Raw genomic sequence first — 15,125 nt, 5'->3', positions numbered from 1 at the left:
CATAAACACCTGAAATAGATGAATAAATAACATACCTATTTAAACGCGTGAACAGCACAGCAATTGGTTTAAAAGAGCGGTTTTTGATAGGGATTTATTTTCCTTTCGAGGTGTTCCCAATCGCGATCATCCGGGAGAGATTTCAACAATAAGTAATCTGTTTTGACTTTATAATCAACGAGGTAGCGATTGTAATTGGTCACGATCAAATCGATATGGGCAGCATGAAGCGTATGTTTTGTTAAATATTGCAGTTGAACAAACGTCAATTTATGCTTGCTGCCAAATCGCTGGATCGCTCTTGTTTGGATATGCTGGCACACAAAATGATCTCCTTCTAAGAGAAAATAAATGGTTTTTGCTGGTGCATAATAATCGAAAATCAGCTCGCTATAAATCGTTAAACTGACACAGATGTCTTCTAAGTAGGCAGTAGACAAAGAGAGTTTTTTGCTCTGCTCCTTAAGAAATTGTAAGTTCTTTTGGTAACTCTCACTGTTGGAACGCATGATCACCTCTTTGATATCATCCATTTCCTTGTTCAAAACCGGCGCAATCGCATGGTTAATTTTTCTCGATAAAAAGAAAGAACGTAAAAAAGTCGCAACCGTTTTGGCTTGTGCTTGGTGCACCTCATGGTTTTGAAGAAACAAGTCCGTCACAATTGTGATGGCTTCGCCTTGATGAAATTGTTGGTAAAACTTTTCCTCTCGTTCTTCTTGATCCAAGGTTCGCTTGCACAAGGTGACTAAGTAGATCCAAGCGAATTCTTCTTTGGGCAGCTGAACCTGATAGATTTTCTCAATGCCTTCCTTCAGTGCGTATAGCTTGGAAAAACTGTTCCCTTTATACGCCTGTCTAACCAGTTCTTTCGGCATAGTGATACGATAGCCGAGGCTCGCACGCTTGATGGCAATATAAAACGTGTAGTAAAACGCTGCGGGAGTCGCCCCAGATCCGATTTCATAATAGCCGAACTTGTCCTCCAATTGACCTAAGATCAAGTCATGCAAGGCTTGATCTGGAACCAACGTATAGATCGTTTCCACACCTTCGTAATAAAAATCTTTGAAAAACTTACGCAAGTTGGCTTCACTTCCTTCAATCGTTAAGGGATTAGATGCCCACTGCAAGCCATAGCTTTTTAAAATAGGGTTTCGCTGATTGAGTAGACGCCGAAACGTACTCTCTGAAAAATGATAATGATGTGCCAGCTCATCCACCTTAGATAGTTTGCCATGGAAAATATTCCCGATAATTTCAAATAAGCATTCATTTTTTAACAAGCTTTGTTTTCTTTTTTGATAGTCTGCTGGCTTTTTCTCTTCGAAAACAAACCCGCTATTGCCCGAAACGAGGGCAATACTGTCCCCAAAATATTCTTTCATGTATTTGATATCATTGGCAATCGTTCGTTGCGTCACCTGATTGCGTTCTGCTAAGTCGCCAATCGTGAACACACGGTCTCGCTCAATCGTACTCAGCAGCCGAAACAAGCGCGCAGTCGTACGGTTGCTGATGAAGGCCAATTGCAACTCTCTCATTCATCCCACTCCTTTTTTTCAAGAAATTCTTTTCTATACTATTACATAAATAGCACACTATTTGGTAATTATATACTCAAATTTATATATTTTTAATCAAAAAACCTACTAAAAATGAAAAAAATAACAAGGAGAAATTAATTTTTTAGACTTATCATATTCTTTTTGCTGGAGGAAAAAGAAAAAAAGCCGCAAGCAGCGCTCGATGAAAGAGCTGCTTGCGGCTATTTTGGTTTTCTCATTAAAATAAATACTGGGCAGTAATCGAGGACTGGCACTCGATCAGTTTTTCTGGAATCCCTTCGTACAACACTTCGCCACCGCGAATCCCGCCATCAATGCCGACATCGATCAGCCAATCCGCTGCTTTCATGACCTCAAGGTTGTGTTCGATCACGATCACCGTGTTGCCTTTTTCTACTAGCCGTTCGATGATCGCCAAAATGCTCTTGATGTCTGCCATGTGCAATCCGGTCGTTGGTTCATCCATAATGTAGATATTGCCTTTTTTGCTTAATTCTTTTGCTAACTTCAGTCGTTGGCATTCACCACCAGACAAGGTATTCAATGGCTGTCCAAGGGTCATGTATCCTAGTCCCACAGCCAAAATCTGTTTTAGTTTTCTTTGAATCGCTTTTTCCTCAAAGAATTCCACCGCTTCTGTGATGCTCATGGCAAGGACTTCATCGATCGACTTGCCTTTCAAGCGATACTGGTAGACTTCTTCTTTAAACCGTTTGCCGCCACAGGCCTGACACAAAACCTCAACGGAATCCATAAAGGACAGCTCCATCTTGATGGTCCCGTGGCCCTTACACGTTTCACAGGCGCCTTCGGAATTGTAGGAAAAAAGACCTGCTGAGACCTTGTTTTCTTGGGAAAATAACTTCCGAATGTCATTCATGATCCCAGAATAGGTCGCTGGATTGGAGCGGATATTTCCCGCCACCGCTGATTGATCGATCGTAATGGCTTCGGGGTATTCTTTAGCAAAAACCCCATTCACTAAACTGCTCTTTCCAGAACCAGCAACACCGGTCACCACTGTAAATACTCCTAATGGCACCCGCAGTGCTGTATTTTTCAAGTTATGCAGCGTCGATTTTTTCGTTTCGATAACCTGATGACTCTGGCGAGGTGCTTCTTTAAAGTCCACCATCTGTCCAAAAGCTTTGCCAGTCAGTGTATCTGAGCGCAGCAATCCTTCAAAGGTTCCTTCGTAGGTAATATAGCCGCCATTTTTCCCCGCTTTAGGACCAACATCGATAATATGGTCAGCTGCTTTAATGACATCTGGATCATGCTCCACTACGATGACGGTGTTTCCTTTGTCCCGTAGTTTGACTAACAATTCATTCAATCGATGGACATCCCTTGGATGTAGCCCAATACTCGGTTCATCAAAAATGTAGATCACATCGTTCAAGCTAGAAGACAAGTGTTTGACCATTTTTACCCGCTGACTTTCCCCACCAGAAAGGGTCGTCGTTTCACGGTCTAAGGAAACATAATCCAACCCGATATTGATTAGATCAGTGATTCTCGCTTGGATGTTTTGAAGCAGTGGTTGGACACTCTCCTCCGAGATTTCTTGAAGAACCGTCAATAGTTCATCCACTTGCATCGCCAAAAAGTCCGCAATCGAATAGCCCGCGATTTTGCACGCGAGTACTTGTGGATTGAATCGTTTTCCCTGACAGTCAGGACACTTCTGCTCATTCATGAAAGAAGCGATTTTCTTCTGGGTAGCAGCGGAGCTTTCATTGCCACCTTTGATATTGGAGCGATTAAAACGAGCGACTAAGCCTTCATAGGTGGAACTCATCCCTTCCATATACAAGGAATCGATTTTTTCTCCTTGGGCATACAAAAAGCGGTTCATTTCTTCTTCGCTATATTCTTTCAATGGCTTGTCATTGTCAAAAAAGCCCGTATTGGTGAAAGACTTCAGCAGCCAAGAGCCGACTTTATAGCCAGGAAGCAGGATCGCCCCTTCGTTTAAGGACTTTTCAAGATCCAGTGCCTTTTCTAAATCTAAGCCGACGATGCGCCCAATCCCTTCGCAAGTGGGACACATCCCATGAGGATCATTGAAAGAGAAATTCCATGCAGGACCTAAATACGGTTGACCAAGACGAGAAAAAAGCAAGCGGATCAAGGGATTGATATCCGTGATCGTCCCTAATGTGGAGCGGGAATTGCCGCCTAAACGGCTTTGATCAACTACTACCGCCATCGAAAGATTGTCGATGGCATCCGCATCGGGCTGGCTATATTTTGGCAAAAAGTTGCGGACAAATTTCGAAAAGTTCTCATTCAGCTGTCGCCCAGCTTCTTGTGCGATCGTGTCAAAGACGATCGATGACTTGCCTGAACCAGAGACACCCGTGAAAATCGTGATTTTTCTTTTGGGAATCTTCAAGTCAAAGCCCTTCAAATTGTTCTGCCTGGCGTTGTGGATCGTAATGTATTCCTGCATGCTATACCCTCCCAGATTCTGTTGAATTTTTTCAGTGAGCGACCATTATAGCACAAACATTCTCGCTGTTTCTCGGAATTTTGAAAAAAAACTATGCTTATTTTATGTTTTGTTCTAAATGTTGGAATAGCAAGGATAGAGGGCTTATGCGATTTTTCGATTGATAGATGAACCGAGGGTTAGAAGAATAACTATTGAATAAAAAATGCGTGGCGCAAGTGGCGAATAGAAAAGACGAAAACAGACCAAATCCCTTTTTATAAGGATTTGATCTGCTTTCGCGTCGATGTGTTTAACGAAAAGTAATGATTAGCTACTAACCTTTAAGCGAACAATTCCGTTTGATTACGAAACAACCATCAATTAATTGAAATATTTCTTTGCACACTTTACTTAAAAGTTAGGCCTTACGCGATTAGAATCTTGTAAGTAGCTTGCCACCTCTTCTTTTAAATCGTTAAATTCTTTTTTACTAGTAGTAATAGTCAGAATAAAATGGACCGCTTCATCTTGAGAAAAATTTGTAACATATCCATTAAGCTGCAAAAAAGTAATCATAGAAACTAAAGCGGTCCGTTTATTACCATTATGGAAAGGGTGTCTTTTTACTAAGTTAATTGCTAAAATTGATGCCTTATCAAAAATTGTCGGATATAATTCTTTGCCAAACACAGCTTGTGAAGGTTGATTTATTGCCATATCCAACGCACTTGCATCTTTTACACCAATCATTTCTCCTTTAGAATACTGTACAATTACTTTCGCATTGATTCTGATCACATCTGCCGCCGTCAAAAAAATCATAAGTCAACCAAGTCTTTTAAAGCTTTGTCGTATTGATCCATGACTGAATCTACGATTGAATCAATAGAAACTTCTTCAACCGCTTTAATCATTTTTACAGATCCATCCCGTTCAAAAACATAACTGATTGATTCACCGGTCTGAACACCGATATACTCCTTTACTTCTGCAGGTATCGTTGTAATATCACTATTACCAGATCTTCTGACTTTATATTTTTTTGTTTTTTTCAATTTCTACCCTCCCAATGTATATACAAATGAATTTGTATATACATTATACAACAATAGATACATGCCGTCAAAATATGTCTTAAAGAGCATAACCTTCAACTCTATGATCCGACATACCAAAGAATAATCAATCCAATTTGAAAATATATTTCCTAATTTTTTCCTACTCACCACAATTGTTGCGAATTCTTGATCACGCATTAAAACTTACTATAAAAAAACCGAAACAAAGAACTCACTCTCTGTTTCGGTCTTACTTCATTAGTCTACGAAAAATTCTTCTAACACTTCTTGCATTTCATAGGCATGTGCCGATTTGTTTGAACATACCGCGATCAACAACTGCTGATCTGGGTAGTAGACGGAATGGTAGTTGACCCCGGGATCGTAGCCCATCTGGATGTACTTCACCACTTTTTGTTCTATCACTTTCATTAAACCGCCATAGCCATAAAAAAATTCATCTTCCTCATGGACTTGTGGTGTCAAAAATATCTCGGTCATTGTTTTACTCAGTAATTGCCCGCTCATCAATGCATGCCAGAATTTTTCTAAGTCTTCAACTGATACATAAGCACCGCCATCCGGTCCGCCCTTGGCTGGGATGGAAAATATATTGGTTTTAAGTCCTGATTCCGTTTCAATATATCCCAATGCCGTATTGCGAGGCAGCGTGTCTTGGGCAAAGTAACCAGCATCTGTCATTTCTGCTTTTTCAAAAATATTCTTTTCAATATAGTCGGTAAAGTGTAAGTCGCTAACTGCTTCCACCACCATTCCTAAGAGGATGTACCCTGCATTGTTGTACTTGACCTTGCTTCCCACTGGATCAGTCATGGCTTTTCTTTGAAAAAGCGGCAAAAAATCAAGGGGGGTTCGCACTCGGTAGGTCGGCAAGTCTTGCCAAAGTGCTTCAAAATCATCGGATACTTCTTCATCAAAATAGTCAGGGATACCAGAGGTATGTGTCAGCAAATGATGAACAGTCACAGCTTGATCAAAGTTTGGCAATACATCGGGAACACACTCCTGCAGTGTCGTGTCAAAGCTCAGTTTGCCTGCTTCAACTAATTGGCAAATGGCTAGTGCCGTAAAAAGCTTGCAACCTGAGGCAATGCCAAAACGGGTATGGGCACGATTTGGCAATTTGTCTGCATCGTTTGCATAGCCAAAAGTGCGATCCACCAAAACCTTGTCAGCTTTGACCACACGAATATTGCCATAAAAAGCGTACTCTTTTTGCTTTTGTTCTAATCTCTTATCAATTAATTGGGTATTCATTTTCTCTTCCTCCGAATGTTTCGTACAAGGACAACTTGTCGTCAACACCAGCCTACCCTTTTCATATTTGGAAACGCAACATCCTTATCTCCTCCTATCTGTTATCAGGGTATCATAGAATAAAGCGCTTCACAATGGTGGTATCTTTGTACTTTGTGTGCAAAGATACCCGACCATTCTATCCATCTGTCATTTCATGAGCAATGGCAATCTACTCGCTGTTTCTCGGAATTTTGAAAAAAAACTATGTTTATTTTATGTTTTGTTCTCAATGTTAGCTTATCAATGGTGAGGGCTTATACGATTTTTCGATAACTATTGCATAGGAAGGAATTTAGAGTGCGTACGAAGTTATAAGACAGAGCGAAGAACGAGTATTTTGAATGGCCTTAAATTGCTAAAAGGTAAAAAAACATTCCATTTCCCCTTGCTTGCAAAGTGAAATGGACTGTTTTCATGAAATAACCTTTAACCGTTTGAAGCCGACTGTTATAGATCAGCTCAATGCAGTTGACGGAAACGTTTTGATCAATGTCACCGTTTCTTCTGCCCCATAATCCCCTTCGGCATATAAATCAAGATACTCTTCCAACAAATAGTCAGCAAGGTCTTGGGAAGATTGCGTAAAACCAGCCTTTTCGTAAGATTTGACTGCAGCAATATTTTTTCTCGATGGTCGCATCATCAATTTTTTTATGCCGAATGTTTCATGTAAATGATCACCGAGGGTGACGATCGCATCGGTGCCAAATCCTTTGCCGCAATGAATTTCCCGATTCAACCAGATATCCAGTTCTGCTATGCCGTCTTTTAGATGAAATGAGGAGTAGCTAATAAAGCCAATAGGTTCACCTGCATGTAGAATCAAAAAGCCTCTGCCATCTTGCGGTTGGGCACCAGTAAAGTAATACTCTTGATAGTCCTCAAAAAACTCTGCTTCAGTGGCGATCGGTGCATTAGGATAAGAAGGTGGTCCGGAATGATACTTTGTGGTTTCAGAGTGAAAACACCATTGATAGACCGCTTCTTTATCTTTGATTTCCGCAGGGGTTAAAGTGACTTTGTTGCCTATTAGCATGTGGCATACTCCTTTGCTTAGTTAGTATATGATAGCTGCTGTGCCTATTTTAATCAAAGGTACTTTAGAAAACAACTGCTCGCCAATTCGTTTATTAAATATAGATTTCGTTTAGGAAAACAAAAAACCAATTGCTTTCTTTCATTTTTCAAAGACTTACTATGTAGGTTACATACATAAACAAAACCGAAACAGCAGACTTCCTCTCTGTTTCGGTCTTACTTCATTAGTCTACGAAAAATTCTTCTAACACTTCTTGCCTTTCATAGGCATGTGCCCATTTGTTCCACCTACCTATTCACTGAGATGGCCATTCGGTGATAGGTATGGCGCTTGCCTCTGATGGCGATGGATAGTTGCAAGATGTTCTCGGGATCAGCGGTCCCAGAAAAACCTGCATCTCCGATATGATGAAGGTCGCAGCCGGCACGTTTGCTAGTCAATGCCAAGGCACGGATCGTACCTGTATCTGCACCTTCCTGTGTAGTGCCAATGGTGCCCATGACCAACTTCTCTTTTTGGTGGATAAAGGCCACTAGATCACTCATATGTTGTTCACTCAGCCCAGGAATCGTGCCCGCGATGGGTACAAGAATAACATCGGCTCCAGCTTGAATGAACGCAGACGCAATTTCTTCATCTAACACGGGTTCATTGACACCAGCTCCGTGCATTTTTCCAGCAATAATGATCCCAGAGAAAATGGCTCTTGCTTGTTTGATTGCCGCTGTAATCTCTTTATTTGAAACGCCAGTGGAAGGATTTCCTGTCAGACAGATAAAATCAAATCCAAGTGCTTCTGCACGAGCCATGTTTTTCTTTGTTGCCAAACGCCCAGTAGCGATAGTTGTCAGCTGTTCCATCTGCTCCGCACAATCGTCGACAGGCTCAAGATTGACTCCAATAGGCCGCCCCGTTAAGCATTGCAAAAAGCGAATGGGGTCATCCGTTGTCGGTAATCCTTTGATAGCGCCGTTTTCGCAATCAAATAGGTTCAGCAAAATCAAATCCGCCCCAAATGCAGCGACGAATTCAGCATTGGTGATTCCTCTAGACATCGGATCGATTTGGACATCATTTTCTGCTACGATCGTCCGCCCCGCACTTCCTCGGATACTTTCCAATAGCTGGTCTTTATCAAATGATTTAAAATCAGCTGCCGTGCAATTCAATAATCGTTTTGTCTCCATTTACTCCTCACTTTCTGAACCTAGTCCACTGGCTAATGTCCGATTATCCAGCATTTTGAAGAATGGATAATAGATGGCGATAGAAACCGTCAGATTCACCAGTTGTAAGATTGCCCCCGAAATATGTCCGCCTGTGGCTAGATAACCGCCGATGATTGGCGGCATCGACCAGGGCACCAAAACGACGGCAGGTTGGACGATCCCCATGGCAACTGTCGTATAAGAGATGATATAGCAAACGACCGGCGTCAGAATATAAGGGAACAAAATCAATGGATTCATGACAACGGGCAATCCAAACATGATGGGTTCATTGACATTGAAAACCGTTGATGGAAATCCGAGTTTCCCCAACTCTTTTAAATACTTGCTTTTACTTCTGACTAATAGCAAGATCGCTAAGCCCAAAATCACCCCACTACCGCCAATCCAGACAAAGGTATTCATAAAGGTATAATTGATGATATGCGGAATCGTTTCGCCGTTTTGAAAAGCGATTCGATTCTCATCGATCATTTGAATCCATGTCGGCTGCAAGACGCTCAAGACCAAGTCCCACCCGTGGATACCCACTGACCAAAACAATGACGTAAACATAATGGCAAACAGACCGCCTACAAAGCCTCCGCCAATGATAGATAGTGGTTGTCCCACAAGGCTGTACAGCAGATCATGAACATTCGTGTTGCCGAATGATTCCACTAATAAACGAATCACCCAGAAAAGCGAGAGGCAAAAGAATGAGGGGATCAATGCAATAAAGGAGCGACTGACCGCCGGGGGAACGTTTTCTGGCATGCGAATCACGATATTCTTTTGTACGAATAATCGGAAAATCTCCGCCGTGATTAGACTAGTGATGATTGCTACGATCAGCCCGCGGCTACCAAGATAAGACATTTGAATGCCGCCATCTTCAATCGGAGTGACTAAAAGAAAAACCGAAGCTGCCAATACACCGGCAGATAAACCGCTGACGCGGTAAGTGGTTGCTAAACTATACGCAATAGCAAAGGAATTGAACAGCGCCATCACACCAAAGGTCACTTGTACGACAAAGTCTAATTTGCTGCGCCATTCCCCGCCAAAAATACTAGTAACAAATAGGTTAAAGCCTTCCCATGGAACGTTAGATAAAATAACAAAAATGGAACCGATAATAATCAAAGGCATCGTGGTGACAAGTCCATCACGGATGGCAACTAGATGCTTTTCACCGCCAATTTTCATTCCCCATGGCAGCATTTTTTCTTCCATAAATTTCTTTAACGAATCCTTCATAAGCTTCCTCCTTAACCTTAAAAGAACGCTGACAGATTGCTTTCAGGTATCTTTTCGAAGTGTGAATAGAAACCAAGGCTTGCCACCTTCAAGAACCTAGGATTGAAGTGCTGATCGCCAGAACGCTATTTCTATGAACACAGTAAGAACGCATGGCATTGGATTTCTCAACTATGACTGCCTATTTTCCATGCGACTGTCCTCAACTGATCTTCACACCTGTTATTTGCCGCAAACGATCCTGCGCATGAACCGTTTCAAACGACAAAAAAGGCATTGGACAAGATTGTCCAATGCCTTTGGCATAGCAAAATAAGCGTCCAGCATCCCACGGTTTTTGCCCAAAAACCTGCCTGAATCTACTAGAAATCGACAAGAAAATCGGGTACAATAAACACGTTGATGCCTTTGGCGATCAACTATGGCAACTTGATTGGTCATCCGTCTTAAGGGTGTGACTGATCAGGGCCTCGTAAATCTGTTGGCGCAGAGATACGAGGTGCCTATTTTTTTGGTTTCTATTCGCTTACATTTTATAGAATGTTTTTGGGAAAAGCAAGCGAACATCGTAACAAAATTGTAAATAATGGTCAAAAAAATAAAAAACTATTGTGATTTGTTTGATTGAAACAGAAAATAGTAATTACTTTGCGTATTTATAAAAAAAGAGGACCGAATCATCCATGATTCAGTCCTCCTTTTCGCGCTAGACAAATACAAACAAAATTCCAGAGCAGATCGTGCCTACCAATAGCCCACGAATACTGCCTTCTCCTTCATTGGGTAACTCAAATTTGATGATATTGACCAGCAAAGCGCCGGTGATCAAGGCTTCAATGATGACCACCAAATAGTAGGGCAATGAAACAAAGAGGGAGAACGCAGCTCCCGCGAAAATACTGAAGGAAAGCACAAAACGGCCATATTTGTTATAGAGGGCACCATGATGGTGATAGAGCAGCCAATCGTTCATGAGAAAGTGCAAACCAAAGGCAATAAAGTAGGTCAAAATGTAAAAACGCTCTGATAGCGTATTGGCAATCACGATATAGCCGATCATGATATTGTAGATCACATGAAAAGCGATATCCGACCAAAAAAAGGCGTTTTTGGCACTGGTGATGTCTTTCTTTTCTAACACCATAAACGTCCGCTCATCGATTTTGTAGATCACGTAACTGAAGACTAAGCCAAACAAAACGATGCCATAGACCCCATGACTATAAAAAATCCCCGAATCCCAGCCAAATTCATCGATCAACACCGTTTGAAAATACGCCAAATGGGGCAATAGATGAACGATCGCGTAGGAGATCCCTACCCCAGCGGCAAAGGAGCTCATGTATTGCACGTTTAGTTTTCTGGATGAGATAACATTTGAAGATAGATGGATGAAGATAAACCCTAAAGTGATCATGCAATTCACAAAATTGTTTGTTAGATACGTCATTGTTTTCTCCTTCTTACATTCCGTTCGCGGCATCGTTTAAGCGCAATTTTCAATAACAAAGTCTTTGTAATTAGTTATTTTTGGTTATTTTCATGAAATATTCTTGTTTACTATACAGTAAGTGGGCTCGGGGGGCAATAGGTTTTTTAGGTTTTTGGGGAGAAATATTTTTGATAGAAAATGACCTTCATTGTTGCCGATTTTTTCCCAATGACCTTGTCTTCATTTTCGGATAGGATAATCTTGTTTTTACTCTAGCAGACACTAGGTCTAACTTCATTTTTATAAAAAATTGCGCTTATTTGAAGTTAACTTCAAATTTCCGAAAAATTGTAACCAATTTGAAGTTATCTTCAACTTTCTCAATTATGACAGATTTTTGACGTTCGTAACCAATCACTGATGAATTCAGAAAGCCGTTGTTGCTCCTATTCCATTAAAAAAAAGAAGCAAGAACTTGCAGCGTCCTTGCTTCTTTTTTGTTACAATTCATTATACTTCTTTTTCGAATCTTTACTTTCTTTCACCGGATACTTCATGTTGTTTTTTTCCAGCTTTTCTTTGATGATCTCATCAATATCAAGACCCAAATTGTCTGCCAGCATATAGGAATAAATCAGAACATCGGCAATTTCTTCTTTTAGATGTTCGAAATCTTGAGTGGCTTCTTCAGGTGTTTTCCATTGAAAAATCTCCAACAATTCGGCGGCTTCGATGGAGATAGAAATAGCTAGATCTTTTTCATTATGGAATTGTCGCCAATTGCGATCATCTCGGAATTTATTGATCCGTTCCATTGAAGAGGGTTGGTTTTGCATGGTTGGACTGGCTCCTTTCGTTTTGTAGGGCTATGAGTTTTTGGCGGAGATTGGGATTGATTGCATAGATGTAAAGCCCTTTGATTGCTCGTTTCATTAATACATTCAATGAATTAAGGATGATCGTTTCTTTGGCTTTCTTCGTCAATTCTTGGTTCATATCGTCACGTCCCGTAAACGCCCCTTTGTCCTCATATTTATCGATATCGATGACAAGCTGGTCGGTCTCTGGATCGTAATCAACGGAAGGGCCAATGACGACTCCTACATTGTTTAAATCAAAACCTTGGACGGTGTAGATTGATCCGACTTCACTGATTGTCTCTGGTCGCTCCGCCCATGTTCGCTTCGTGTCGGTCGTATTCCATGGCAGGTTGATCCCACCAGGATCTACAAGATAAGAAGCTCCGTCTTTTTTATGAACATAATCGAATGTTGAGATGATCCGTGACAGACCTTCCTTTTTATCGAGAGAAAAGATTTTATTCTTCAACGCATCATGGGTTTCCATAATCTGAAGCTCAAAAGATGCTGTTGATTCTGGAATCGGTGTTACACGTTTTTCTACGATATCATCGATCCATTGAATAATTTGTGGACTACTTTTCATTCTTAATTGATCTTTTAGCTGAAAGCGAGAAGCATTGTACCTTTTCTGAAACTGATCCAATTGGTCCTGATCCCAATAACTTTTGATTTTCAATACTTGCTTCGGATCAAAGATACAAATCGTGATTTTTGCTCGCTTGATAATTTCTTCTAGTTGGTTTTCATAGTGAAAACTGTTATAGCTGTCTTTCTTCGTTAAAAGCAAATGGGCCTCATCCACAATAACGATGTCTGGGTGCAACTTCTGATTATCTGTTTTATTAATAAAGGAAGTTGGCTTTAACATATGATTCTTTTTTAAATTTGGCAAACTTTCTGCCATTGTATGATAGGTTTTTAACATCTCTGAATGGTTGACCAGCAAATAATTATCAGTGCCTTTTAATACAGACTCTGATTTTGTATAGTCTTGAAGGGTGTTATAGAGAGATGCTAATAAGACGCTCTTTCCCGTTCCAGCTTCTCCTTCAATCATCAAGACTTTTTGTGTTTCATCCTGCTGAATCGCTTGTTTACAGTACTCAATGATTTCAAGTTTTATATCTAACTGTTCTGGCGTCAGTTCTTTAAAAGGGGATAATTTATACACATCTTTGTTGCGAATCGTATCGATTGAGTGCTTCGCCAACTGACGCCTTTGCAATTCTTCCCATAACTCTTGGAAGACCACTTCATCATAATACTCTTTTTCATAATACTGATGCATCTGCACCTGTCTTGTTTGACTGACATTTTGCAACTGAAACTGCTCATCCCCAATGAAGTGATTGATCAAATTGGTTTCGATATTGTAGGTCGCTGATTGATTGAATTTTTCATGACCAATCAGCAGGACTTCTTTAATTTCTCTGCGCTTAGCGTTATTCAAGTGCTGCTTCAATCGTTTGTTCACTTGAACCGTTTGACCAATGTACGCAACAGGTCTTTTCTTTTCATTTCGGTTGTAGAGTATGTAAACGACTGGGTACTGATCGATATAAGCCGTCGTTATGCTAGATAGCTCACCTTTCTTGAAATGATGATCTTCTATGATTAGTTGGTTGGTCATATTTTAGAGTCTCCGTTTAGTGTCTATTCCATTAAGGTTATTTATTTTAGTATATCATTGCATATTTTGCTCTTAAAGCATTAAAGACAAAATTGGTAATTTTTTGTTTTAGCAAAATAACCATTATTTAAAAAAATCGCTGTTGATTAATCTACTAATTTCGTCCAACGTGCATACTTTGCTAATGATTTAATAGACTAACTTATTATCCTGAAACTCTTTTCAAACGAATCCTCTCTAAAACGTTCTAAAATAAATAGCTGAAAATCCCCTTTGATAATTCATCAAATATCCTCTGTTTAGGATATTTATAAATTGTTTATTAAATCAAAAGAATTTATTTTTCAACATTAAAATAAATATTTTATAATTTTAATTTGACCAAATCATTCAATATGAGATAATCATTTACGAAAGGATGATTTGATGAACCATACAGTTACCAGCCTAAGATATCTACGGATCGCTCAAATTTCTTTGTTAACATACTATATTTATTTAGCCGTCCATGACAATATTTTCGAAGCAATTCCATTACTGTTAATCAGTGGTATTTTAGATCTCGTGTACCCGCCAGACTACGCAAACCAGTCATTTTGGTTCCCTTATAAAAAGAAAACAATATTTTTAAAAAGCAACAATTTGTTTCTGGAAAGAGCTCTAGAAATCTTAACCACAATTGTTCTTGGTATTTTCCTATCTCTTGTTTTTTAAAGGAACAACTTGTGATTGTTGGTTCCCTTCTACCCAACAACTGAATTATTTTTCTATTGCTCACTATTTTATCCATTTGTCTATTAAAATGGATTTATTAAATGAATAACGAATCCTTGACTGTTGAGATGACGCTAGTATTTAATCGAAAGGAAAGGTGATTTTTTATGAAAAGAATTTGTTTTGTCTTAGTTTTGAGCAATGGATTATCTTACACACCATTAACTCCAGGTGTTCTTTATCAAAGAGACACAAGCCTCAAAGACTATTTTTCACCGTTTTACGACGTTTCAATCAATTATCTGAGAGATAAAGATACTGTTGATTACTTGGTCCTTCCTGAGCCATTTGCTCCTTTTGATAATGAAAATAACCTCCCTATCATAAAAGTTCCTTCAAAATTTTTTCTGACTAAGGACTTTGAAAAAATTAAGGATTACATTGATGACTACTTTAAAGAAAACGATGCTAAGTAATACTAATCTTCGATCGTTTTAAGCTCTTACTGATTGATACCGTTATCAATCAGTTTTTTTCTTCGATTTGCCAACTTCTTTTTGGACGAGAAAACAGTCCGAATATTCTAAAACTATTAC

Annotated in this window: 12 protein-coding genes; 1 reads left to right on the top strand and 11 read right to left on the bottom strand. The window is 39.8% G+C overall.

Annotation, left to right across the window (positions count from 1 at the left end; all coding sequences use genetic code 11):
- Nucleotides 1-68: 68 nt before the first annotated feature.
- The 11 genes from IGI96_RS10185 to IGI96_RS10135 form a co-directional block, all read right to left on the bottom strand.
- Complete coding sequence (locus IGI96_RS10185) at nt 69-1,544, bottom strand: helix-turn-helix domain-containing protein (RefSeq protein ID WP_074934360.1); 1,476 nt, start codon at nt 1,542-1,544, stop codon at nt 69-71.
- A gap of 241 nt (nt 1,545-1,785) precedes the next feature.
- A complete protein-coding gene (locus IGI96_RS10180; protein WP_086339090.1) occupies nt 1,786-4,023 on the bottom strand; it encodes an ATP-binding cassette domain-containing protein in 2,238 nt (745 codons plus the stop codon).
- A 393-nt stretch (nt 4,024-4,416) separates the two neighbouring features.
- On the bottom strand, nt 4,417-4,827 hold the full coding sequence (locus tag IGI96_RS10175) for a type II toxin-antitoxin system death-on-curing family toxin (RefSeq protein WP_074934362.1): 411 nt from the start codon (nt 4,825-4,827) through the stop codon (nt 4,417-4,419).
- Nucleotides 4,824-5,060, bottom strand: a complete 237-nt coding sequence (locus IGI96_RS10170) for an addiction module antidote (RefSeq protein WP_016609673.1) — start codon at nt 5,058-5,060, stop codon at nt 4,824-4,826. Before IGI96_RS10170 ends, IGI96_RS10175 begins: the two co-directional genes overlap by 4 nt.
- Nucleotides 5,061-5,321: 261 nt before the next feature.
- On the bottom strand, nt 5,322-6,341 hold the full coding sequence (locus tag IGI96_RS10165) for a serine hydrolase domain-containing protein (RefSeq protein ID WP_086339089.1): 1,020 nt from the start codon (nt 6,339-6,341) through the stop codon (nt 5,322-5,324).
- Nucleotides 6,342-6,837: 496 nt separating this feature from the next.
- Entirely contained in the window at nt 6,838-7,419 is a 582-nt protein-coding gene (locus IGI96_RS10160) for a GNAT family N-acetyltransferase (protein WP_074934364.1), read from the bottom strand.
- Between the two features lie 290 nt (nt 7,420-7,709).
- Nucleotides 7,710-8,609: a DUF7916 family protein gene (locus tag IGI96_RS10155; RefSeq protein WP_074934365.1), complete on the bottom strand. Its 900-nt coding sequence runs from the start codon at nt 8,607-8,609 to the stop codon at nt 7,710-7,712.
- Nucleotides 8,610-9,890 (bottom strand): PTS cellobiose transporter subunit IIC, encoded by a 1,281-nt coding sequence (gene celB, locus IGI96_RS10150; RefSeq protein ID WP_074934366.1) that lies wholly within the window; start codon nt 9,888-9,890, stop codon nt 8,610-8,612. It abuts the gene before it with no gap.
- A 706-nt stretch (nt 9,891-10,596) separates the two neighbouring features.
- Complete coding sequence (locus tag IGI96_RS10145) at nt 10,597-11,340, bottom strand: hypothetical protein (protein WP_074934368.1); 744 nt, start codon at nt 11,338-11,340, stop codon at nt 10,597-10,599.
- Between the two features lie 482 nt (nt 11,341-11,822).
- Nucleotides 11,823-12,158, bottom strand: coding sequence for a nucleotide pyrophosphohydrolase (locus IGI96_RS10140; RefSeq protein WP_061053736.1), 336 nt, complete (start codon nt 12,156-12,158; stop codon nt 11,823-11,825).
- Nucleotides 12,121-13,815, bottom strand: a complete 1,695-nt coding sequence (locus IGI96_RS10135; RefSeq protein WP_074934369.1) for a DUF2075 domain-containing protein — start codon at nt 13,813-13,815, stop codon at nt 12,121-12,123. The genes IGI96_RS10140 and IGI96_RS10135 overlap by 38 nt, the downstream gene beginning before the upstream one ends.
- Nucleotides 13,816-14,696: 881 nt before the next feature.
- On the opposite strand from IGI96_RS10135, the gene IGI96_RS10130 reads away from it, so the two are divergent.
- A complete protein-coding gene (locus IGI96_RS10130; RefSeq protein WP_008377858.1) occupies nt 14,697-15,005 on the top strand; it encodes a hypothetical protein in 309 nt (102 codons plus the stop codon).
- Nucleotides 15,006-15,125 lie beyond the last annotated feature (120 nt).

Source organism: Enterococcus sp. DIV0421, assembly GCF_051713745.1.
Lineage (GTDB): Bacteria > Bacillota > Bacilli > Lactobacillales > Enterococcaceae > Enterococcus_D > Enterococcus_D casseliflavus.
Note: the sequence above shows the minus strand (reverse complement) of the source record. Positions and strands in the feature narration are given on the sequence as shown.